This window comes from Stenotrophomonas sp. SPM, from assembly GCF_003105135.1.
GTDB lineage: Bacteria > Pseudomonadota > Gammaproteobacteria > Xanthomonadales > Xanthomonadaceae > Stenotrophomonas.
In genome coordinates this window covers 13,343-34,595 of the sequence record NZ_QETL01000037.1, presented here as the reverse complement: position 1 = coordinate 34,595, position 21,253 = coordinate 13,343, and the positions used below count along the sequence as shown (strand labels likewise).

The following is a 21,253-nucleotide window of genomic DNA, read 5'->3' as shown; positions in this document are numbered from 1 at the left end:
AATGGCTGCACCACTACAACTGGCACCGTCCCCATATGGGGATCGGCGGCCAGCCACCTATCTCCAGAGTGCCGCTGAACAACGTAGTGGGTTTACACACCTAGCAGACGGATCCGCGTGCAATGCCTTCACCGTGGCTGGCTATCATGTGCGCCATCCAGAACGAAGGCGATGCACGTGTCGGTAGCGTTGGTGTGGTTCCGCCGCGATCTGCGGCTGCAGGACAATCCGGCCCTGCAGGCCGCGCTCGATGCCGGCCATGATGTGGTTCCGGTCTATATCCATGCGCCGCAGGAAGAGGGCGAGTGGACGCCCGGCGCGGCGTCGGATGCCTGGCGCCATCGCTCGTTGGCCGCACTCGATGCCGACCTGCGCGCACGCGGTTCGGCGCTGGTCCTGCGCAGCGGTGAGAGCCCGGCCACGCTGCAGGCACTGATCGAGGAAAGCGGCGCCGAGGCGGTGTACTGGAACCGCAAGTACGAGCCGGCCACCCAGCCACGCGACGCCACCATCAAGCGCACGCTGCGCGAGCAGGGCATCGACGCGCAGAGCTGCAATGGCAGCCTGTTGTTCGAACCCTGGGACATCGAGACCCAGCAGGGGCAGCCGTACAAGGTGTTCACCCCGTACTGGCGCAACGTGCTCAGCCACTGGCGCCTGCCCGCGCTGCAGGCCGCGCCGAAGAAGCTGCCGGCCCACAAGATCCACAGCCTCGCGCTGGAAGAACTGCAGCTGGCGCCGACGCTCGACTGGGACACCGGCTTCTGGGAGCACTGGCAGCCGGGCGAAGCCGGTGCGCTGGAGGCGCTGTCGGTGTTCGAGGATGGCGCCCTGCGCGGCTATCGCGAGCAGCGCGATCTGCCGGACCGGGTTGGCACCTCGCGAATGTCGCCGCACCTGCATTTCGGCGAGATCGCGCCGTGGCGCATTGCCCATGCGCTGGAAGGCGTGCGCAGCGCCGGCACCGATGCCGATATCGATGGCTACCTGCGCCAGCTCGGTTGGCGCGATTTCGCCTATCACCTGCTGCATCACTTCGCGAAGACGCCGAACGAGAACCTCAATCCGCGCTTCGATCGTTTCCCGTGGGCCAACCCCAGCAGCGCGCAGCTGCATGACTGGCAGCGCGGCAACACCGGCGTGCCGATCGTCGATGCCGGCCTGCGTGAGCTGTGGCACACCGGCTACATGCACAACCGGGTGCGCATGATCGTCGCCAGCTACCTGTGCAAGCACCTGCGCGCGCACTGGCTGCACGGCGCGCGCTGGTTCTGGGACACGCTGGTCGATGCCGACCTGGCCAACAACACCATGGGCTGGCAGTGGGTGGCCGGTACCGGCGCCGACGCAGCGCCGTATTTCCGGGTGTTCAATCCGGTCACCCAGGCCGAGAAGTTCGATCCGCAGGCCCGTTACATCACCCGCTGGGTGCCAGAGCTGGGGACACTGCCGGTCAAGGCGCGCTTTGCGCCCTGGCAGCATCCGCTGCTGCTGGCCGACAAGGCGCCGGGCTATCCGCGCACGCCGCTGGTGGATCTGGCCGCTGGCCGTGATGCCGCGCTGGCGGCCTATCGGAGCACGGGCGGCGAGTAAAGCGGGCAGATGAAGGCCGGCTCAGAAAGCTGAATGCAATACGTCCGGCCTTCACATCCATCATCCCGGCATCGCGCCGGGCTGTATATCCTCCGGGTCGTTCGCACGCCGCACTGGCCGGCATTCAAGGAGACCATCATGATCCGCAACACCACCCGCAACGTCGCCCTGGCCCTGATGACCGCTGCCGCGCTGACGGCGTGCGCCACCGGCGGCTCCTACGTGCAGAGTGACCAGTACGGCAACCCGACCGAGCAGCAGAACCGCACCGGTCGTGGCGCCCTGATCGGTACCGCCGTCGGCGTGGCCGCAGGCCTTCTGAGTGGCAACAGCGCCACCGAGCGTCGCCAGCACGCGCTGGTCGGCGCCGGCATCGGCGCGCTGAGCGGCGCGGCCATCGGCAACTACCAGGACCGCCAGGAGCGCGCCCTGCGTGAGCGCACCGCCAACACCGGCATCGACGTGCAGCGCCAGGGCGACAACATCACCCTGAACCTGCCGGACGGCATCACCTTCGATTTCGGCAAGTCGGCGCTGAAGCCGCAGTTCTACGGCTCGCTCAATGGCGTGGCCAGCACGCTGAACGAGTACAACCAGACCATGATCGAAGTGGTCGGCCACACCGACAGCATCGGCAGTGATGCGGTGAACAACCGCCTGTCGAAGGAGCGCGCCGATTCGGTGGCGCAGTACCTGGTGGGGCAGGGCGTGCAGCAGGTGCGCATCGAGACTCTGGGTGCCGGCAAGGCGTATCCGATTGCCGACAACAGCACCGATGCCGGCCGCGCGCAGAATCGTCGCGTGGAAATCCGTGTGATTCCGCTCAAGCAATAACGCGTAGCGGTATGGTTCCGGAGAAGCCGGAACAAAAATGCCGCCCTTGCAGGCGGCATTTTTTGTAGGTGCCGAGCCTTGCTCGGCACGCCATGGAACCGTCCGCCGCTCGACCGCGCGCTTTCTCGCCTTCTGTGGAGTCGAGCCATGCTCGACTCCGTAAAAGCAGTCGAGCATGGCTCGACTCTACAAGAGGCAGGTCACCCCGCCGCCGTTGGCCGCACCACGATCTCGTTCACGTCCACGTCGCCCGGCTGCTCGATTGCAAAACGCACCGCGCGGCCAATCGCATCGGGCTGCAGGGCGATGGCGCGGTACTGCACCATCGCTTCTGCCGCGACCGGATCAGTGATGGTGTCAGCCAGCTCGCTTTCCACCACACCCGGATGGATGCAGGTCACCCGCAGCTCGCGGTGTTCCTGGCGAAGGCCCTCGGAAATCGCACGCACCGCGTACTTGGTCGCGCAGTACACCGCGGCCGTCGGCACCACCGACAACGCACCGATCGAGGCGATGTTGATGATCTGCCCGTGGCCACGCGCCTGCATGTGCGGCAGCACGGCGGCGATGCCGTGCAGCACGCCGCGGATGTTGACGTCGATCATCCGGTCCCACTCGTCCACCTTCAGCGAGGCCATCGGCGAGAGCGGCATGACGCCGGCGTTGTTGACGATCACATCAATGCTGCCGAACTCCGCCAGCGCGGCGACGGCGAAGGCCTCGACCTGCGCGCGCTGGGTCACGTCCAGCGCCTGCACCAGCACCTGCGCACCTTGCCCGCGCAGTTCGTCGGCCAATGCCTGCAGGCGGTCCACACGGCGCGCGCCGAGCACCAGCCGTGCACCCGGCTGGGCCAGTGTGCGGGCAATGCCGGCGCCGATGCCGCTGGACGCGCCGGTGATGAGGATGGTTCGGGAAACGCTCATGGCAGGACTCCTGATCGGATGGAAAGGGTCGGTCTGGACCCGGTGTTGCTAAGGTAGATCGCCCGCGTTGTCGCGATAAGATGGCGATTGCCGATCAGCCTGTTAAGGAATGCTAACCAATGCCCGTCGATCTCAATGCCCTTGCCGTGTTCCAGCGGGTGGCCGAGTGCCGCAGCTTCACTGGTGCGGCCGACCAGCTGGGCGTGACCCGATCCGCGGTCAGCCAGACGATCAGCAAGCTTGAACAGGCGCTGGGCATCGCTCTGGTCCTGCGCACCACCCGCAGCGTCAACCTGACCGATGCCGGGCAGGCACTGCTGGCGTCGGTGCGGCCGGCGCTGGCCGAGCTGGATACCGCACTGGAGGCCACGCAACGGCGCCAGACCGCCGTGTCCGGACAGCTGCGGCTTGCGGTCTCCTCCATCGCCGAAGCCTTCCTCGCCGGACCGTTGCTGGCCAGCTTCGCGGCAAAGCACCCCGCGCTGCAGCTGGATATCACGGTGAGCGATGAAGAGTTCGATATCGTCGGCGCGGGCTTCGATGCGGGCGTGCGCCTGGGCGAAGTCATCGCCCAGGACATGGTTGCCGTTCCGGTATCGGCGCGGCAGCGGCAGCTGGTGGTGTGCGCGCCGTCGTACCGCGGTCAGCACACGCTGCCGACGCATCCGCGCGACCTGGCCGGGCATCGCTGCATCGGCTGGCGCAGTGCGCCGGGCAAGGCGCCGTATCGCTGGGAATTCGAGGAGCGCGGCCGCGAGTTCAGCGTCGATGTGCAGCCGGAAATCACCAGCAACGACATGGGTGTGATGGTGCGCCTGGCGCTGGCCGGCGCGGGCATCGCTATCGGCATGGAAGAGACGTGGCGGCCGTGGCTGCAGCGCGGTGAACTGGTGTCACTGCTGGAGCCGTACTGCCCGCGCTTCCAAGGCTTTTTCCTGTATTACCCGAGCCGTCGCCAGGCCGAACCGAAGCTGCGCGCGCTTGTCGAGCACGTGCTCTCCGACCTGTAGAGTCGAGCCATGCTCGACTCTACAAAAGCCAGTCGAGCATGGCTCGACTCTACAAAAGCAGTCGAACAGTAGATCCACGCCATGCGTGGATGCGTCGGTCATGCCGCAGCAGTGACCTTCTCGAGGATGCGCTTGCCACTGCTTTCCAGCACCGCGTCTTCCTTCTCCTGCTGCTGCCGTGCCAGCTTCGCCGCCGGGCACTGCGCCAGCATGTAGTTGGCATCGAAGTTGAGCTTCTCCACCAGGAAATCGACGAAGGCACGCACCTTCGGCGAGACCAGGCGGCCGCCGGCGAACACCGCGTTGAAATCCACTTCCGGCCCGGTCCAGCCGGCCAGTACGCGGCGCACCATCCCCGATTCGACGAACGGCTTGGCCATCACGTCGCCGGTCAGCAGCAGGCCTTCGCCGCACACCAGCGCGCCGTTCAACGCCGACATGTCGTTGGCGGTCATCAGCGGCGTCACCGGGAAATCGCGCAGCTCGCCACCGTTCTCGCCCAGCTGCCAGGTGAAGCGCGGAGAATTGCCGGTGTGGTACGGCTTGCGCATGGCCAGGATGCGATGGAACTGCAGCTCTTCCGGGTGCAGCGGCTCGCCGTAACGTTCGATATAGGCCGGGCTGGCAAACACCTGCGTGCGCAGGCTGCCGAGCTTGCGCGCCACCAGGTTGGAATCGGGCAGGGCACCGACGCGCAGCGCAAGATCGGCTTCGCCTGCAATCAGGTCCAGCTTCTCGTTGCCCAGGTGCATGTCCAGGCGGATTTCCGGGTACTGCGCATGGAACTGGCCCAGCAGCGGCGCGATCCAGGTGATACCGATGGCGTAGGGCACGGTGAAGCGCAGCCAGCCACGCGGGCCGGACTGCAACTGGCTCACCGCGCTCTCTGCTTCTTCCAGCTCGCGTGCGATGCGCTGGCAATGCTCGTGATAGATCGAACCGGCTTCGGTCAGGCCGAGGCGGCGCGTGGTCCGATGCAGCAGGCGCGCACCCAGGCGCGTTTCCAGCTCCTGCACTTTGCGGCTGACCGTGGTCTTGGGCAGGCCGAGCGATTTGGCAGCGGCAATGAAGCTGCCTTGCTCGACCACCTTGACGAAGATCAGCGTCTCGTTGAGATCGTGGGACATGGTCGGGATCCTGGACGGCGGGGATGGGACAATCGTGACAGATCGATTGGACCGGGGACGGGATGATTATTCCCCTTAATCCGGACTAATCAAGTAAAGGTTTGAGGTCTATCGTGGCGCCATTCGTGAAATGGAGCTCGTCCCCCATGAGCCTGCGCAACATTCTTGACCACTTCCGGCGTGCCGGCCAGAACGCTCTGGACCAGGCCATGACCGTGGAAGCCCGTCCCAGTTCCTTGGTACACAAGGATTTCAGGGAGTTCACCGCGCCTGTCCGTAGCCAGCGCGGCAGTTCGATCCGCCTGGTCCCCCGTCAGGGCGACCGACTGCGTCGAATTGGGACTATCCCGGATTTGGGAGGAAATGTCCCGTGAATGGGATTCTGACGCCCGAGGTCCTGGTCCTCGGTGGCACCGGTGCCGTCGGCCAGGGCGTGGTCGGTGCCCTGCTGGAGGCCGGCAGTCCGGTCCTGGTGGTGGGGCGCGACCCGGGCAGGCTGGCGGCGCTGCACGAGCTGTTCGCCGATGAGCCCGGCCTGCAGACGATGCTGGGTTCGCTCAGTGACGACGGCTCGGCACGGGTGCTGGCCGAACGCGTGGCGCAGCGTCCGCGCCCGCTGGCAGCCGTGGTCGCGGCGATGGGCGGTCCGTACAACCGGGGCCGTGTCGTCGACCGCAGTGGCGATGCCCTGCTGGGTGCAATGCAGGCCGACCTGATGCCGCACGCCCACGCGGTGCGCCACCTGCTGCCGCTGCTGCAGGACAACCCGCACGCCCGCCGCTACGTGATGATCGGCAGCCCCGCCGGTGCCAAGCCCTGGGCTGGCTACGGTGAAACCTCGATCACCACCGCCGCCCTGCGCATGTACGCGCAGGTCGTGCACCAGGAAGCGCAGGCACTGGGCGTGCGTGCGCAGATGCTGGAAGTGTCCAGCCCCGTGTGCACCCCGGCCAATGCGGCCAATGCCTGCATCGAGTGGCCCAGCTCGCTGCTGGTCGGTCGCCGCGTGGTGTCCCTGCTCGATGGATGCCGCGACAACCGCGCCATCGTCCGCTGCGACAGCAGCGATGCGGAACTGCCGCGCGGCCTGTTGAACCTCGATCTGCCACCGCTGTGGCGCGACACCGCAGGCGTTGCTTGACCTCAACCATCGTTGAGGTCGCAGGCTACGCCACCGTTTCACCGATCTCCGATTTCCACGCACTACCACCCCTTCCGTACGGATGCATGCCATGACTTCCCCCAACACCACCCCACATCGTTTCAGCCATCGCCTGGCGATGGCCGGCGTGTCGATCCTCGCAGCCGCGGTGCTGGCCGCCTGCAGTGGCGGCCATGCCGAAGAGGCCGGCGCGCCGCCGCCGCCGCAGGTCAGTGCCGCCCCGGTGCTGGTCAAGCCGATCAGCCAGTGGGACGAGTTCAGCGGCCGCGTCGAGGCCGTGCAGAGCGTTGAACTGCGCCCGCGCGTCTCCGGCTACATCGACAAGGTCAACTACGTGGAAGGCGAAGAAGTGAAGAAGGGCGCCGTCCTGTTCACCATCGACGCCCGCAGTTATCAGGCCGAGTACGATCGCGCCGCCGCCGAACTGGCCCGCGCCCGCACCCAGGCCAGCCTGGCCCGCAGCGAGTCCGAGCGTGCCAAGCGCCTGTCCGAGCAGCAGGCCATCTCCACCGAGACCGCCGAACAGCGTCGCGCCGCGGCTGACCAGTCCGGTGCTGCGGTGCAGGCCGCGCAGGCCGCACTGGATGCCGCCCGCCTCAACCTGGAGTTCACCAAGGTGCGCGCGCCCATCGACGGCCGTGCCGGTCGCGCGATGGTCACCGCCGGCAACCTGGTCACCGCCGGCGACAGCGCCAGCGTGCTGACCACGCTGGTCTCGCTGGACAAGGTGTTCGTGTACTTCGATGCTGACGAAAGCACCTTCCTGCGCTACGCCCAGATGGCCCGCAAGGGTGAACGCCCGAGCGAGCGTGACAGCGAACTGCCGGTGAAGGTCGGCCTGTCCGGTGAAGAGGGTTACCCGCACGCCGGCAAGGTCGATTTCCTCGACAACCAGGTGGCCCGCAGCACCGGCACCATCCGTGTCCGCGCGCTGCTGGACAACGCCGACCGCCAGTTCACCCCGGGCCTGTTCGCCCGCGTACAGCTGCTCGGCAGCGGCCAGTTCCAGGCCATGCTCATCGACGACAAGGCCGTGCTGACTGACCAGGACCGCAAGTACGTGTACGTGGTCGACAAGGATGGCAAGGCCCAGCGCCGCGACATCCAGCTCGGCCGAACCGTCGAAGGCCTGCGCATCGTCGAAAGCGGCCTGGCCGCTGGTGACAAGGTCATCATCGACGGCGTGCAGAAGGTCTTCATGCCGGGCATGCCGGTGCAGGCCAAGGCGGTGGCGATGCAGCCGCCGGCCGCCGCACCGGGCCGCGATGCCACCGCCGCGCTGAACCACTGATCCGCCGTCTCCTGATCCAAGTTTCCGCTTAGCTGCCGGCGCCAGCGGCAGCCTTCCCTGCCTTCGTCAGATTGACGAGGGGCAGGGCGGCTGTTGCCCGTCGGCGGCATTTCCCAGGAATTCCTCCATGGACTTTTCCCGTTTCTTCATCGACAGGCCGATCTTCGCGGCGGTGCTGTCGATCGTGATCTTCGCCGCCGGCCTGATCTCGATCCCGTTGCTGCCGATCGGCGAGTACCCGGAAGTGGTACCGCCGTCGGTGGTCGTGCGCACGGTCTACCCGGGCGCCAACCCCAAGGTCATCGCTGAAACCGTGGCCACCCCGCTGGAAGAGGCGATCAACGGCGTCGAGGGCATGATGTACCTCAAGTCGGTGGCCGGCTCCGATGGCGTGCTGCAGATGACCGTCACCTTCCGCCCGGGCACCGACCCGGACGCGGCGGCGGTGAAGGTGCAGAACCGCGTGGCACAGGCGCAGGCGCGTCTGCCCGAGGACGTGCGCCGGCAGGGTGTGACCACCCAGAAGCAGTCGCCGACGTTCCTCATGGTGGTGCATCTGACCTCGCCCAATGGCAAGTACGACACCCTGTACCTGCGCAACTACGCCCGTCTGCACGTCAAGGACGCGCTGGCCCGTATCCCGGGCGTGGGTGATGCGCAGATCTTCGGTGGCGGTGACTACGCCATGCGCGCCTGGCTGGACCCGGACAAGGTGGCCTCGCGCGGCCTGACCGCCAGCGATGTGGTTGCCGCCATGCGCGAGCAGAACGTGCAGGTCTCGGCCGGCCAGCTCGGTGCGGAACCGCTGCCCAACAGCCAGTTCCTGACCCTGATCAATGCCCAGGGCCGCTTGAAGTCCGAGAAGGAATTCGGCGACATCGTGCTCAAGAGCGGCACCGATGGCGAGATCGTGCGCCTGTCCGATGTGGCCCGCGTTGAACTGGGCGCCGGCGACTACACCTTGCGCTCGCAGCTGGACGGCAAGAACGCCGTGGGCATCGGCATCTTCCAGGCACCGGGCGCGAACGCGCTGGAAATCCGTGATGCGGTCATCGGCACCATGGACGAGATGCAGAAGACCATGCCGGCCGACGTGAAGTACGAAGCGGTGTATGACACCACCATCTTCGTGCGTGACTCGATCAAGGCCGTGGTGTCCACCCTGCTCGAAGCCATCGCCCTGGTGGTGCTGGTGGTGATCCTGTTCCTGCAGACCTGGCGTGCCTCGATCATTCCGCTGATCGCCGTGCCGGTGTCGGTGGTGGGTACCTTCGCTGCGCTGTACCTGCTGGGCTTCTCGATCAACACGCTGAGCCTGTTCGGCCTGGTGCTGGCGATCGGCATCGTGGTCGACGATGCGATCGTGGTCGTCGAAAACGTTGAACGCAACATCGAGGAAGGCCTCACCCCGCTCGCGGCGGCCCACCAGGCCATGCGCGAAGTGTCCGGCCCGATCATCGCGATCGCGCTGGTGCTGTGCGCCGTGTTCGTGCCGATGGCCTTCCTGTCCGGCGTCACCGGTCAGTTCTACAAGCAGTTCGCGGTCACCATCGCCATCTCCACGGTGATCTCGGCGATCAACTCGCTGACCCTGTCGCCGGCCCTGGCCGCGCGCCTGCTGAAGCCGCATGACGCCGCCAAGGATGCGCCGACGCGCCTCATCGACCGCCTTTTCGGCTGGGTGTTCCGTCCGTTCAACCGCTTCTTCAAGTCCAGCTCGGAGAAGTACGAGCGTGGTGTCTCGAAGATCCTCGGTCGTCGCGGCGCGGTGTTCGTGGTCTACGCGATCCTGCTGGTCGGTACCGGCATGATCTTCAAGCTGGTGCCACCGGGCTTCATCCCGACCCAGGACAAGCTGTACCTGATCGCCGGCGTGAAGCTGCCGGAGGGCTCGTCGATCGCGCGTACCGATGAAATGCTGCGCAAGGTCGCCAGGATCGCCCAGGAAACCGATGGCGTTGCCCACACCATTTCGTTCCCGGGCCTGAACGCGCTGCAGTTCACCAACACGCCCAACACCGGTGTGGCGTTCATTCCGCTCAAGCCGTTTGCCGAGCGTCATGGCCGTACCGCTGCGCAGATCAACGCCGAGATCAACCAGAAGATCGCCGGGCTGCAGGAAGGCTTCGCCTTCGCCATGATGCCGCCGCCGATCCTCGGCCTGGGCAACGGCAACGGCTACCAGATGTTCATCCAGGACCGGGGCAACCTGGGCTACGGCGCGCTGCAGAATGCCGTGCAGGCGATGCAGGGCACCGTCGCGCAGACCCCGGGCATGGCCTTCCCGATCACCAGCTATCAGGCCAACGTGCCGCAGCTGGATGCGGAAGTGGACCGCGTCAAGGCCAAGGCCCAGGGCGTGCAGCTCACCGAGCTGTTCGACACCCTGCAGACCTACCTGGGTTCGGCCTACGTCAACGACTTCAACCAGTTCGGTCGTACCTGGCAGGTGATCGCCCAGGCCGACGGCCCGTTCCGCGAGAGCGTCGAAGACATCGGCAAGCTGCGTACCCGCAATGATCGCGGCGAGATGGTGCCGATCGGTTCGATGGTCACCATCAAGCAGACCTTCGGCCCGGACCCGGTGCTGCGCTTCAACGGCTACCCGGCCGCCGACCTGGCTGGTGAAGCCGACCCGCGCCTGCTGTCCTCGGCCGAAGCGATGAACAAGCTGACCGAGATCGCCGGCAAGGTGCTGCCGGTGGGCATGACCACTGAATGGACCGACCTGAGCTACCAGCAGGCCACCCAGGGCAAGGCTGCCTTCATCGTGTTCCCGGTGGCGATCATGCTGGCCTTCCTGGTGCTGGCAGCGCTGTACGAAAGCTGGTCGCTGCCGCTGGCGGTGATCCTGATCGTGCCGATGACCCTGCTGTCGGCGCTGTTCGGTGTGTGGATGACCGGTGGTGACAACAACGTGTTCGTGCAGGTCGGCCTGGTGGTGCTGATGGGCCTGGCGTGCAAGAACGCGATCCTGATCGTCGAGTTCGCCCGTGAACTGGAAATGGGCGGCAAGGGCATCGTTGAAGCGGCGCTGGAAGCCTGCCGCCTGCGTCTGCGTCCGATCGTGATGACCTCCATCGCATTCATCGCCGGCACCGTGCCGCTGGTGCTGTCCCATGGTGCAGGCGCCGAAGTGCGCTCTGTCACCGGCATCACGGTGTTTGCCGGCATGCTGGGCGTGACCCTGTTCGGTCTGTTCCTGACCCCGGTGTTCTACGTGGCCCTGCGCAAGTTCGTTACCCGCAACGGCGGCGGCCAGCTGGTGCAGCACGGCGATCCCACCATTCACCACTGACATGCACTCCCGCGGTCGCCGCCTTGAGCGGCGGCCGCTTCCCCCAAACCAAGGCATGAATCCATGAACACCCATCAGAACAAGATCGCGCTGGTCACCGGCGCCACCCGTGGCATCGGCCTGGAAACCGTGCGCCAGCTGGCCCAGGCCGGCGTGCACACGCTGCTGGCCGGCCGCAAGCGCGAGACCGCGGTGGAGCAGGCACTGCTGCTGCAGGGCGAAGGCCTGCCGGTGGAAGCCATCCAGCTGGACGTGACCGATGCAGCCAGCATCGCCGGGGCCGTCGAGCAGGTGCGCCAGCGCCACGGCCGCCTGGACATCCTGGTCAACAACGCCGGCATCATGATCGAGAACCCGGCGCAGGCGCCGTCCGAGCAGTCGCTGGACACCTGGCACCGCACCTTCGGCACCAACGTGTTCGCGCTGGTCGCGGTCACCCAGGCCTTCCTGCCGCTGGTCAAGCAGGCCAAGTCCGGCCGCATCGTCAACGTGTCCAGCATGCTCGGCTCGCAGACCCTGCACGCCGACCCGAACTCGGGCATCTACGATTTCAAGATCCCCGCCTACAACGCTTCCAAGGCGGCGGTGAACAGCTGGACCCTGGCCCTGGCCTACGAGCTGCGAAACACCCCGATCAAGGTCAACACCGTGCACCCCGGCTACGTGAAGACCGACATGAACGGTGGCAACGGCGAAATCGAGATCAGCGAAGGCGCACGTTCCAGCGTGGAAATGGCGCTGGTCGGCGAAGCCGGCGCCAGCGGCAGCTTCACCTACCTGGGCGAGGTGCTGCCATGGTGATCCGCACGTTGGCGATGGCCATCTCCAGCCTGGTGCTGGCCGGGTGTGTCAGCGTCGGCCCCAACTACATGGCCCCAGCGCAGGAGCCGGTGGTGCTGCAGGGCGCACAGCAGGCGGTGTACAGCACCGCTTCGCCGGTGGCCAGCTGGTGGGCGCAGTTCGACGATCCGGTGCTGGAAGAACTGGTGCACGGCGCACTGTCGGACAACCTGGACCTGCGCGTGGCCGTGGCCCGCGTTAGCCAGGCCCGTGCGGTGTTCGTCGAAAGCCGCTTCGACCAGGCCCCGCACATCACCGCTGACGGCAGCTACGACCGCCGCAAGCAACCCGATCCGCAGCTGGGTGGGCAGCGGGTGTTCAGTGAAAGCTACCAGCTCGGCTTCGATGCGGGCTGGGAGCTGGATCTGTTCGGCCGCAAGCGCCGCGCTGCAGAAGCCGCACGCGCCGACCTCGGTGCCGAGCAGGCCAACCTGGCCGACGCGCAGGTGCTGGTCGCCGCCGAAGTGGCACGCAACTACTTCGAGCTGCGTGGCACGCAGAAGCGCATCGCGGTGGCCCAGCACACGCTGGAAAACCTGCGTGATACGCAGAAGCTGACCGAGGCCCGCTGGGAACTGGGTGCCGGCAGCGAACTGGATGTGCAGAGCAGCCGGGCCCGCCTGAAGGCGATCGAGGCCGACATCCCGCTGCTGGAAGTGTCCGAGGCACAGTCGCGCAACCGCTTGGCGGTGCTGCTGGGCCAGCGCCCGGAAGTGCTGACCGCGATGCTGGCGCCGCAGGACGTGCCGGCGTTTGCCAAGGCACTGCCGCTGGGTGACACCCGCGAGCTACTGCGCCAGCGTGCCGATGTGCGCGTGGCCGAGCGTCGCCTCGCCGCCGCCACCGCGCGTGTCGGCGTGGCCACGGCCGATCTGTTCCCGCGGCTGTCACTGTCCGGTTTCGTCGGCTTCCTCGGCGGCGATGCCAGCGGCCTGGTCAACGGCAACAACAAGGCCTGGTCGCTGACGCCGTCGCTGAGCTGGGCGGCGCTCGACTTCGGCACCGTGCGTGCACGCCTGCGTGCCAGCAAGGCCGAGGCCGAAGGCGTGGCTGCGCAGTACGAGCAGGCCGTGCTGCTGGCGCTGGAAGACACCGAAAACGCCCTGACCCGCTACTCCAAGCAGCAGGCGCGGCTGGCCATCGTGGTCGAGCAGGCGCAGGCGGCGCGGCGTGCCGAATCGCTGGCGCAGATCCGCTTCCGCGAGGGTTCGGAGGACTTCCTGACCCTGCTGGATGCGCAGCGCACGCAGCTGGCCGCTGACGATGCATTGGCCGCAGCCGAGGCCGAGGTCAACGTCAGTGTGGTCGGTGTCTACAAGGCACTGGGTGGCTGGGGGCAGTCGCCGCAGGCGCCGAGCGTGGCGCAGGTGCAGTAAACGCAGGGTTGTAGTACCCAGGAAGGGACGGATGCGCAGGCATCCGTCCCTTTGTTGCATCTGGCCCGCTGCCGCCATGACGTTTCTGACTCTGCCGGAACGCTGGTCCGCCGTAGTAAGTAATAGGGCAGGTTCCAAGGAGCGGCGGCAATGAGTGACGAGAAGCGATCGACGCAGCGGGTGCTGTTCGGCGATCCCGGCCTGCCTGGCGCAGGCCTGTCCGTAGCGGTGGTGGCGCTGCTGGTGCTGGCCGCATTGGCAGTGGCCATCGGCTTCCTGCGCCTGCCCGATTCGCTGCTGGCGCCCGGCCTGGTCGGCATCGGCCTGTTCCTGGCCATCGCCGCACGCATCTGCCAGGCGCGTGACCAGCATCAGGCGCTGTATCGCCTGCTGGTAAGGCGGCCACCGCCCTAGCGATGGCCGCATGTGCTCAGGGCTTCGGCCAGTCCAGTTCGACCACCAGCGGGAAGTGGTCCGACGGCAGCACGCCGCCGATGCGACGGTCGTCGGTGGTGAAGCTGCGTGCATGGAAGCCACGCACCAGCACCCAGTCCAGCTGCACGGTGGCCTTGCCGGTGAAATCATGGAAGGTCTCGCGCGGGCCCTTCGGCGCCTTCACCTGGGTGCGGGTGTCCTGCAGCACGCGGGTGAATGCCTTGTAGGTCTCGCTGCCCGGCTCGGTGTTGAAATCACCGGTCAGCACCACCGGCAGGTCGGCCGGGAGCGTCTGCACGCGCTTGGCGATCAGCTCGGCACCCTTGATCCGGCGCGGCTCGTCCTCGTCGCGATAGGGCAGGTGGGTGTCCATGAAGTAGAAGCGACGGCCATCGTCCAGGCGGCGGAACAGCGCCCAGGTGACCATGCGCGGGTACAGGTTGCCCCAGGTGATGCTGCCCGGCACGTCCGGCGTGTCGGACAGCCAGAAGTTGCCCGACTCCTCGATGGCCAGCACCTTGGTGTCGTAGAACACGCCCATGTGCTCATCGCCGTCGCCACCGCGGCGGCCTTCGCCGAACCAGCGGTAGCCGGGCAGGTGCGCGGCCAGGTAGGTGGCCTGTTCCTGCACCAGTTCCTGGGTGCCGACCACGGCCGGGTGCGCATCGAGGATGACCTTGACCATCACATCGCGACGGTCGTCCCAGCGCTTGCCGGGTTCGGTATCGGCGGGAGTGCGCACGTTGAAGGACATCACCTTCAGCGGGGCGGGCGGTTGGGCTGCCCAGGCAGCAGCAGGCAGAGCAAGAGCCAGCAGCGCGCACAGTGCGGGCCGGCGAAGACGCGACAACATCGTGGAATCCCTCCATTCCATGAAAACGGTTTCACGGAGCATGCCATGGAACGGGAGGCGTAGGTGTGCCGGGATGGGCGGCTGGTGAACACTGCGTGCCCTTTGGCCCGTCGCATGGAATTGACGCATTGCGACACGTCGGGAAAGATACGCCCCTGTTCCGGGCCAGCCATATCGCCACGCCCTCCCCCCCAAGAGGAGTTCACGTGCTGAGATATTCGCGGCTGACGGTCGCCATTTCGTTGCTGGTCTGTGCCCATGCCCACGCCGAGCAGGCCCCGCCCGAGGCGCAGACGCTGGACAAGGTCATCGTGACCGCCTCGCGTACCGGCCAGGACGCCGCCACCGCGCCGCAGACGGTGGTGATCATTGGCAAGGAACAGATCGAGCAGCAGCTGCGCCTCAGCAGCAATTCGTCCGATGTGCTGTCCAGCCTGCTGCCGTCGTACACGCCCAGCCGCGGCAAGATGAACGGCAGTGGCGAGACCCTGCGCGGGCGCACGCCGCTGATCCTGGTCGATGGCATTCCGCAGTCGAACCCGCTGCGCCCGACCGGTCGCGAAGCACACACGATTGATTACGCGCTGGTCGAGCGCATCGAAGTCATCCAGGGCGCCAACGCCATGAACGGCCTGGGCGCCACCGGCGGCACCATCAACCTCATCACCCGGCGCCCGGAACCGGGTGCGGTCAACCAGCACGTGGGCGTGCAGACCACGCTGCCGACGTCCGAGGTGCGCGGTGAAACCGCCGGCTACCGCGCCGATTACCGCATCAGCGGCAGCAAAGGCAAGTGGGATTACCTGCTCGGCGCCGGTTATGAAGACCAGGGCCTGTGGGTGGACGGCGAGGGCACGCCGATCGGCGTGGACGTCACTCAGGGCGACCTGATGTCGACCCGCGCCTACGACCTGCACGCCAAGCTGGGCTACTGGATCGACGACAACCAGGAACTGCAGTTCAGCAGCAACCGCTACCGCATCAAGTCCAAGGCCGAGTACGTCCCTGTGGCCGGCAACCGCGACCTGGGCATCGCCACCACGTCGGTGCGCGGCACGCCGCCGGGCACGCCGGCGTGGAACGATGCCTGGACCACCGGCCTCAGCTACACCCACCACGACCTGGCGGGCATGGAACTGAAGGCAATGGTGTTCAACCAGGAATTCGAAGGCCTGTTCGGCGCTGACAACTCGTCCACCTTCCAGGATCCGCTGATCGCACCGGTCGGGACGCTGTATGACCAGTCGCGCTCGACCGCCTCGAAGTGGGGCTCCAAGACCAGCCTGGGCCGCGATGATCTGCTCGGCGGCGAGCTGAAGATCACTGCCGGCGTGGACACGCTGCGCGACAGTGGCAAGCAGGATCTGTATGGCACCGGCCGCACCTACGTGCCCGATTCGCGCTACAGCAGCGTGGCCGGCTTCGTGCAGGCCGACTACAAGCTGCTGCCGCAGCTGATCGTGCAGGGCGGGTGGCGCCGCGAAGAGGCCGACCTGCGCATCGACAGCTACACCACGCTGTACCGCTACAACCGCGTGGCGGTGCAGGGCGGCAAGCTGAAGTTCCAGCAGAACCTGCGCAACATCGGCCTGGTGTACGCGCCGACCGAGCGCTTCAACACCTTCGCCAGCTATTCCGAAGGGTTCGGCATGCCCGACGTCGGCCGCGTGCTGCGCTCGATCAACGCGCCGGGTACCAACGTGGAATCGCTGCGTTCGTTGCAGCCGCTGCTGACCCGCAACAGCGAGATCGGCGTGCGCTACCGCTCGCCGTCGTGGGAAGCCGAGGCCAGTGCGTTCCAGTCGCGCTCCGAGTACGGCACGCGGGTGATCGCAGTCGACGGCGCGTTCCAGCTGGCCCGCGAAAAGACCGCCATCGAAGGCCTGGATGCGAGCGTGCGCTATCGTCTGAATGATGCGCACCGCCTGGGCCTGTCCTACGCCTGGACCCGTGGCCGCTACGACAGCAACGCCGACGGCCGACTCGACGCGCGCCTGGATGGCCTGAACATCGCACCGAACCGCGTCATCGCCACCTGGTCGGCGCAGTGGACGCCGGAGCTGTCGACCTTCGTACAGGGGCAGTACGCCTTCAGCCGCAACTTCGACGAGGCCGCCAAGGAATTCAGCGGCTACGCGCTGTTCGATCTGGGCGTGGACTACAGGCTTGCCAAGGGCAAGGTGAACCTGGGCATCGCCAACCTGTTCGACCGCCAGTACATCACCTATTACTCGCAGAGCGCGCTGATCGAACCGGCGCGGTACTTCGCCGGGCGTGGGCGGACGGTGACGCTGGGTTACAGCCTGGATTTCTGAGGCGCGCCGCGCGGGCAGGATTACTTCTGCCCGCCATCATGCGCCTGCATGTCCTCATGCAGGATGCGCCGCAGTTCGACGATCGCCGGCGTGGCTTCCTGCACGCTGTGCCCGGACACGATCACCTTTTCCGACACCGCGTTGGGCAGGTGCGAGCTCCAGTACGGCACCAATCCGTCATCGGTCTTGTCCAGCGGACCATCGGCGTTGGCGCGGGCGATGATCGAGTGGTAGCGCACCTGTGGTGACATCGGCAGGTCGGCCACCGCCTTCACGAACGCATCGTCCTTGTCCAGGTTCTGGATGCTGTTCATCTGGTAGCCCTGCTTGGCGTCCTTGGCGTCGAAGCTGCCGCCATCATCCACCCCGGCCACATCCTCCAGCACGGTCAACGGCAGGCGCACAAGCCGGCCGATCCAGCGACCCAGGCGGGTACCGGCCACGTCCGTGCCGCGGTGCGGGGTGGCGATGAACACGACCCGCGAGATCTCCGGCTCGGGCTGGAAGGTCAGCAATGGCGCGCCGCGGGTTCGCAGCAGTTCGCGCTGTCGGGGGCTCATCTTTGCCGTCGACAGCAGGGTATCCACCAGATGGTCGCCCGACGACGACACCAGCAGGCGCGAGATGACCCCGCCCATGCTGTGCGCGACCACCACCATGTCATGCGACGCCTGCGCCTTCCCGGTTGGATCGTAGTGCTGCATCACATCATCCAGCGTGTGCCGGATCGCATCGTGGCTGAGCGCGATGGGCATGTTCGTAGGGTAATAGAACTGCCAGACCTGGAACTCGCGGCGGATCTCGTCGTCGCGCATCAGCTCGTTGGCCACGTTCACCCAGGCCTCGGGGCTGCTGGCCAGGCCATGGATCATCAGCAGTACCCGCCGCTTCGGATCGTAGGGCTGCAGCATGAACAGATGTGGCCGATCAATGCCGCCCTTGCTGCCAAACAGGCTGCGCAGCGACTGCCGGCTGAAATTGGAACGTGCCAGCCACAGTGCGTAGCCGGCGGTGAAGTTGGCGGCCAATGGCACCTTCTGCCCATGCAGTTCAACGGCCGCGATCTGGTAGGGATCATGGATCTCCACCGTGGGCGTTTCATCGTGCAGGACTTCCCACAGGTTGCCGCCGGAGAACCGCAGCAGCACCGTTATCGACGGCGAAGGCATGCCGCTCCAGCGTTGGGCCGAAGCCGCGTCATCCGCTGCTGTTCTGCCGTGGCCGTGCGCCGCCGCCAGGCCATCGCTGGCCGGGTCCGCCATCACCGCCACCAGCTCGGCGCCAAAGCCATCGCGCCGCTGCACCCGGCGCAGGGTGCCGGTGAAGGACAGCGACGCGGCCGGCACCAGCTCGATGGGTTCGCGGGTGTCCTGCACCACGCCGGTGTCGGCGGGGGCGAGCACGAAGGTCCAGCGGCCCAGTTGCAGGCGGCCATCCTTGTTGCGCACCTGTTGGCTGGAATATGCGTCGAACAGCATCACCGCCGCTTCCTGCGCGGCCAGGTTGTAGTAGTCGCGCACCTGGGTCTGGCGGTCTTCAAAGCCGCGCTGGTTGGCCGTGCGTTCGGTGAAGAACAGGTACGCGTACGCCTGCCGCGCCACCTGCATCCATGCATCCAGCCGCGGCTGGAAGCCGGGATCGGCCACGATCATCGCTGGCGTGGTGCCGCGCTTGGCCTTGGGCGCCGGCATCGCCATCGCCTGCTGCAGCCACAGTTCGGCCAGGGTCGAGCGCTTGTCCTCCTCGCGCACCACGATGCTCGCTTCCATCGCCTCGATGCAGGGCAGACCGGGCTTGGCACAGGTGGTCTCGTCCAGGCCGGCCACCCGCAGTGTCTCGGTGGTCGCCTCGCTCAGCTTGCCACTGGTGAGGATGTCGCCGCGCTTGAGGGCGATGTACTGGCCCGGGGTGACCGAGGCCACCTGCACCGAGGGACCGAACTGGCGCAGCGTGGCGCAGCCGCTCAGCAGGAGCAGCGCGGTGATGATGAGGGTCGTGTGGCGGATGACGCCGAAGCCCGTGGTTGCCATGCGATCCTCCAGCGCGGTGGCGCCACTCTAGCCGCCGGGGTGTCAACGCGGAAGCATGTGGCTAAACGCGCGCTGGACGGACTGTGGCACCATCGCCGGCAGGGCATTTCAGGGAATGACCATGCACCTGCTGGAAACGCGGATTCCGCCGCCGCTGGTGATGCTGCTGTGCGCGGCGTTGGGCTATGCGCTTGCCCGTACCTGGCCGTGGCCCGCCCTGCCGGTGCCGGGCTGGATGGCGCTGCTGGTGATGCTGCTGGGCCTGGCCCTGAACCTGCTGCCCAAGCTCGCCTTCCGCCGCGCGCGGACCACGGTCAATCCGCTGCGCCCGGCCGCCGCCACGTCGCTGGTGACCGGCGGCATCTACCGCCACACGCGCAACCCGATGTACCTGGGGCAGGTGCTGGTGCTGCTGGGCGGAATGCTGTGGCTGGGCAGTGCGGCGGCCCTGCTGGTGGTGCCGCTGTTCGTCGGCTGGATCACCCGCTTCCAGATCGTGCCGGAGGAGCGGCTACTGTCTGCCCGGCTCGGCACCGACTTTGCCGCCTTCCGGCGCGCGGTGCGGCGCTGGCTGTAGGGCAGGGCGCCTGCGCTCAGCCTGCGATCTGGCAGGTCACCGACGCCGAATAACCCTCGTAGTCATCGGCGGCACCAACATGCAGGGTGTGCTTTGCGTCCACCTTGCGGATGTACGACGGCGCTTCGGTCTCCGCGTCCTCATTGACCGTGGTGACCGACAGCTGGCGGCCCACCTGATCGGCGGCCACGTTCTTCAGATAGACATGCAGGCTCCTGCTGCCGCTGGGGGCGATATCGACGCTGGCGCTGTCCACGCTGCCGCCGAGCAGGGCGACCTTGGCGCCCTGGGCCTCGAACACGCCGCCCCGCAGGTGCGTCAGGCCGGCGGCCTGCAGTGCCTTCTCGGCCTGGGCCTGGGTGAAATCCGAGCCGGCCTTGCAGGCCAGCAGGGTTTCCAGGGCGGCAGTGCCCTTCTCCGACGGCGCCGCGGCGAGGGCGGTGCTGGTGGCCAGGGTGAGCAGCAAGACGGTAATCTGGAGTTTCATGGCAGGTCCTTCTGGAATCGGGGGCCGTGGTCGGGCACGGATCGAGTGTGGGCCAGCCCGCAGGAGATTGCACGGGCCGCAGCGCGGAACTCAGACCATGCGCACGCCGGCGGCGTCGGTATCGACGGTGATGATCTCGATCAACGCCCACAGGCCGGTGATGAGCAGGCCGATGAACAGCCAGCCCAGCAATAGCGTGATGACCAGCTGGGCCACGGCACGGCCGTGGTAGCCGGCGTAGAAGTTGTGGATGCCCAGCCCGCCGAGGAACAGGCCCAGCAGGACGTAGGCGACGCGGGCGCGCGCAACGGGTTGCGGTTGTGCATGAGGGGCGGCATACACCGGTGCCGCATGCAGCGGCGGCGGGATCGGGCGGGTGGCGCCGATCGGGGCGCCGCAGCCGTAGAACAGGCAACAAAAAAGCCGGACCCCAATCGACGGGAGTGTCCGGCTTTTCGTGCCCCGAGGGGCGGTACAGATGGTGGAGGTGGGCGGAATTGAACCGCCGTCCGAAGGCACTCCATCCCCAGCACTACATGCTTAGCTCACCGTTGAATCTCATCCCCGAGCAGCACGGTGTGCAAAGCGCACCCGGGAACCAGCCTGTTGTGTTCTAGTGCCGGACTGACAGGCAGCCGCCCAGCGCGATTCCATGATAATGACTCTACGCTGCGAGCATGGACACAAGCAGTTTCGAGGCTCCGCCTAAGTCGGCAGAAGGTCACGCACCGCAGTTTTTAGGCTGCGAGAGCGACCGGAGCGTAGTTGTCGTCGTTGGCAACTAGAGTTTTGCAGCTGGATTTACGAGGACAGCTACCCCCTCGGCATGCGCCAGGCGACTTCACAACCCCCGTCGAAACCAATGCACCCCCGGTTTCTTCAAGTCTTGCAAGGCTTTCAGGTGTCTGGTTGCCCAGAAACCCGCCTAACGAGACGAATGGTACGGCAATCTTGCTGAACAGTCACGCTCGGCGGACCTCCGGCCGAGTGAGGGCACCCTGCCAATGGACACGTTGTGACTGCGTGCTCGCCGTGCTCGAATCACTCCATTCAGACTTCAGGCGGATATCGGATGTCAGTCAGGTCGTGGGCAGGGCAG

Annotated in this window: 18 protein-coding genes, 1 other RNA gene and 1 pseudogene; 13 read left to right on the top strand and 7 right to left on the bottom strand. The window is 66.7% G+C overall.

All coding sequences use genetic code 11. The annotated features are described in order from the left end of the window. The 3 genes and pseudogenes from DCO49_RS10220 to DCO49_RS10210 all read left to right on the top strand — a co-directional run. Positions 1–104 (top strand): annotated as a pseudogene (locus DCO49_RS10220) (IS481 family transposase); the annotation flags it as partial. A 73-nt stretch (positions 105–177) separates the two neighbouring features. Beyond that, positions 178–1,593 (top strand): deoxyribodipyrimidine photo-lyase, encoded by a 1,416-nt coding sequence (locus DCO49_RS10215; RefSeq protein ID WP_116863941.1) that lies wholly within the window; start codon positions 178–180, stop codon positions 1,591–1,593. A gap of 138 nt (positions 1,594–1,731) precedes the next feature. Continuing rightward, positions 1,732–2,427: an OmpA family protein gene (locus DCO49_RS10210; protein ID WP_079221528.1), complete on the top strand. Its 696-nt coding sequence runs from the start codon at positions 1,732–1,734 to the stop codon at positions 2,425–2,427. Positions 2,428–2,627: 200 nt separating this feature from the next. Here DCO49_RS10210 and DCO49_RS10205 read toward each other — a convergent pair whose 3' ends face one another. Continuing rightward, positions 2,628–3,353 carry an SDR family oxidoreductase gene (locus tag DCO49_RS10205; protein WP_116863937.1) on the bottom strand — a complete coding sequence of 242 codons (726 nt, stop codon included), beginning with the start codon at positions 3,351–3,353 and terminating at the stop codon, positions 2,628–2,630. 119 nt (positions 3,354–3,472) lie between these two features. Between DCO49_RS10205 and DCO49_RS10200 the strand changes: the two genes are divergently transcribed. Further along, the gene (locus tag DCO49_RS10200; RefSeq protein ID WP_116863936.1) at positions 3,473–4,363 is read left to right on the top strand and encodes a LysR family transcriptional regulator; all 891 of its coding nucleotides are present in this window, start codon (positions 3,473–3,475) and stop codon (positions 4,361–4,363) included. A gap of 98 nt (positions 4,364–4,461) precedes the next feature. Here DCO49_RS10200 and DCO49_RS10195 read toward each other — a convergent pair whose 3' ends face one another. Beyond that, entirely contained in the window at positions 4,462–5,490 is a 1,029-nt protein-coding gene (locus DCO49_RS10195; RefSeq protein ID WP_108764812.1) for a LysR family transcriptional regulator, read from the bottom strand. A gap of 146 nt (positions 5,491–5,636) precedes the next feature. Between DCO49_RS10195 and DCO49_RS10190 the strand changes: the two genes are divergently transcribed. The 7 genes from DCO49_RS10190 to DCO49_RS10160 all read left to right on the top strand — a co-directional run bounded on the left by DCO49_RS10190 (position 5,637) and on the right by DCO49_RS10160 (position 13,871). Then, positions 5,637–5,864 (top strand): hypothetical protein, encoded by a 228-nt coding sequence (locus DCO49_RS10190; RefSeq protein WP_108768549.1) that lies wholly within the window; start codon positions 5,637–5,639, stop codon positions 5,862–5,864. Next, positions 5,861–6,631, top strand: coding sequence for an SDR family NAD(P)-dependent oxidoreductase (locus DCO49_RS10185; RefSeq protein WP_116863935.1), 771 nt, complete (start codon positions 5,861–5,863; stop codon positions 6,629–6,631). The genes DCO49_RS10190 and DCO49_RS10185 overlap by 4 nt, the downstream gene beginning before the upstream one ends. A gap of 91 nt (positions 6,632–6,722) precedes the next feature. Then, complete coding sequence (locus DCO49_RS10180; protein WP_116863934.1) at positions 6,723–7,943, top strand: efflux RND transporter periplasmic adaptor subunit; 1,221 nt, start codon at positions 6,723–6,725, stop codon at positions 7,941–7,943. A gap of 127 nt (positions 7,944–8,070) precedes the next feature. Then, on the top strand, positions 8,071–11,241 hold the full coding sequence (locus tag DCO49_RS10175; protein WP_116863933.1) for a multidrug efflux RND transporter permease subunit: 3,171 nt from the start codon (positions 8,071–8,073) through the stop codon (positions 11,239–11,241). Positions 11,242–11,304: 63 nt separating this feature from the next. Continuing rightward, positions 11,305–12,042, top strand: a complete 738-nt coding sequence (locus DCO49_RS10170) for an SDR family oxidoreductase (protein WP_116863932.1) — start codon at positions 11,305–11,307, stop codon at positions 12,040–12,042. Beyond that, positions 12,036–13,457, top strand: a complete 1,422-nt coding sequence (locus DCO49_RS10165; protein ID WP_116863931.1) for an efflux transporter outer membrane subunit — start codon at positions 12,036–12,038, stop codon at positions 13,455–13,457. The genes DCO49_RS10170 and DCO49_RS10165 overlap by 7 nt, the downstream gene beginning before the upstream one ends. 150 nt (positions 13,458–13,607) lie before the next feature. After that, on the top strand, positions 13,608–13,871 hold the full coding sequence (locus DCO49_RS10160) for a hypothetical protein (RefSeq protein WP_116863930.1): 264 nt from the start codon (positions 13,608–13,610) through the stop codon (positions 13,869–13,871). 16 nt (positions 13,872–13,887) lie between these two features. Here the strand turns inward: DCO49_RS10160 and DCO49_RS10155 are convergent, their stop codons facing one another. After that, the gene (locus DCO49_RS10155) at positions 13,888–14,745 is read right to left on the bottom strand and encodes an endonuclease/exonuclease/phosphatase family protein (protein ID WP_116863929.1); all 858 of its coding nucleotides are present in this window, start codon (positions 14,743–14,745) and stop codon (positions 13,888–13,890) included. Between the two features lie 206 nt (positions 14,746–14,951). Between DCO49_RS10155 and DCO49_RS10150 the strand changes: the two genes are divergently transcribed. Beyond that, positions 14,952–17,060 (top strand): TonB-dependent receptor, encoded by a 2,109-nt coding sequence (locus DCO49_RS10150; protein ID WP_243402706.1) that lies wholly within the window; start codon positions 14,952–14,954, stop codon positions 17,058–17,060. Positions 17,061–17,080: 20 nt separating this feature from the next. On the opposite strand, the gene DCO49_RS10145 is transcribed toward DCO49_RS10150, so the two are convergent. After that, positions 17,081–19,090, bottom strand: a complete 2,010-nt coding sequence (locus tag DCO49_RS10145) for an alpha/beta fold hydrolase (protein WP_116863928.1) — start codon at positions 19,088–19,090, stop codon at positions 17,081–17,083. Between the two features lie 121 nt (positions 19,091–19,211). Here DCO49_RS10145 and DCO49_RS10140 point away from each other — a divergent pair, with 121 nt between their 5' ends. Next, positions 19,212–19,667: an isoprenylcysteine carboxylmethyltransferase family protein gene (locus DCO49_RS10140; RefSeq protein ID WP_116863939.1), complete on the top strand. Its 456-nt coding sequence runs from the start codon at positions 19,212–19,214 to the stop codon at positions 19,665–19,667. Between the two features lie 16 nt (positions 19,668–19,683). Here the strand turns inward: DCO49_RS10140 and DCO49_RS10135 are convergent, their stop codons facing one another. From DCO49_RS10135 to ssrA, 3 genes are all read right to left on the bottom strand, one after another. Next, positions 19,684–20,154, bottom strand: a complete 471-nt coding sequence (locus DCO49_RS10135) for a hypothetical protein (RefSeq protein ID WP_116863927.1) — start codon at positions 20,152–20,154, stop codon at positions 19,684–19,686. 90 nt (positions 20,155–20,244) lie between these two features. Further along, positions 20,245–20,496, bottom strand: a complete 252-nt coding sequence (locus DCO49_RS10130; RefSeq protein ID WP_165835711.1) for an NINE protein — start codon at positions 20,494–20,496, stop codon at positions 20,245–20,247. A 137-nt stretch (positions 20,497–20,633) separates the two neighbouring features. Continuing rightward, positions 20,634–21,026, bottom strand: a transfer-messenger RNA (tmRNA) gene (gene ssrA, locus DCO49_RS10125). Positions 21,027–21,253 lie beyond the last annotated feature (227 nt).

Excerpts from the sequence above, each read along its gene's own strand:
- DCO49_RS10210 (WP_079221528.1), top strand. The coding sequence starts at position 1,732 with ATGATCCGCAACACCACCCGCAACGTCGCCCTGGCCCTGATGACCGCT.
- DCO49_RS10205 (WP_116863937.1), bottom strand. The coding sequence starts at position 3,353 with ATGAGCGTTTCCCGAACCATCCTCATCACCGGCGCGTCCAGCGGCATC.
- DCO49_RS10200 (WP_116863936.1), top strand. The coding sequence starts at position 3,473 with ATGCCCGTCGATCTCAATGCCCTTGCCGTGTTCCAGCGGGTGGCCGAG.
- DCO49_RS10195 (WP_108764812.1), bottom strand. The coding sequence starts at position 5,490 with ATGTCCCACGATCTCAACGAGACGCTGATCTTCGTCAAGGTGGTCGAG.
- DCO49_RS10190 (WP_108768549.1), top strand. The coding sequence starts at position 5,637 with ATGAGCCTGCGCAACATTCTTGACCACTTCCGGCGTGCCGGCCAGAAC.
- DCO49_RS10180 (WP_116863934.1), top strand. The coding sequence starts at position 6,723 with ATGACTTCCCCCAACACCACCCCACATCGTTTCAGCCATCGCCTGGCG.
- DCO49_RS10175 (WP_116863933.1), top strand. The coding sequence starts at position 8,071 with ATGGACTTTTCCCGTTTCTTCATCGACAGGCCGATCTTCGCGGCGGTG.
- DCO49_RS10170 (WP_116863932.1), top strand. The coding sequence starts at position 11,305 with ATGAACACCCATCAGAACAAGATCGCGCTGGTCACCGGCGCCACCCGT.
- DCO49_RS10165 (WP_116863931.1), top strand. The coding sequence starts at position 12,036 with ATGGTGATCCGCACGTTGGCGATGGCCATCTCCAGCCTGGTGCTGGCC.
- DCO49_RS10160 (WP_116863930.1), top strand. The coding sequence starts at position 13,608 with ATGAGTGACGAGAAGCGATCGACGCAGCGGGTGCTGTTCGGCGATCCC.
- DCO49_RS10155 (WP_116863929.1), bottom strand. The coding sequence starts at position 14,745 with ATGTTGTCGCGTCTTCGCCGGCCCGCACTGTGCGCGCTGCTGGCTCTT.
- DCO49_RS10145 (WP_116863928.1), bottom strand. The coding sequence starts at position 19,090 with ATGGCAACCACGGGCTTCGGCGTCATCCGCCACACGACCCTCATCATC.
- DCO49_RS10140 (WP_116863939.1), top strand. The coding sequence starts at position 19,212 with ATGCACCTGCTGGAAACGCGGATTCCGCCGCCGCTGGTGATGCTGCTG.
- DCO49_RS10135 (WP_116863927.1), bottom strand. The coding sequence starts at position 20,154 with ATGAAACTCCAGATTACCGTCTTGCTGCTCACCCTGGCCACCAGCACC.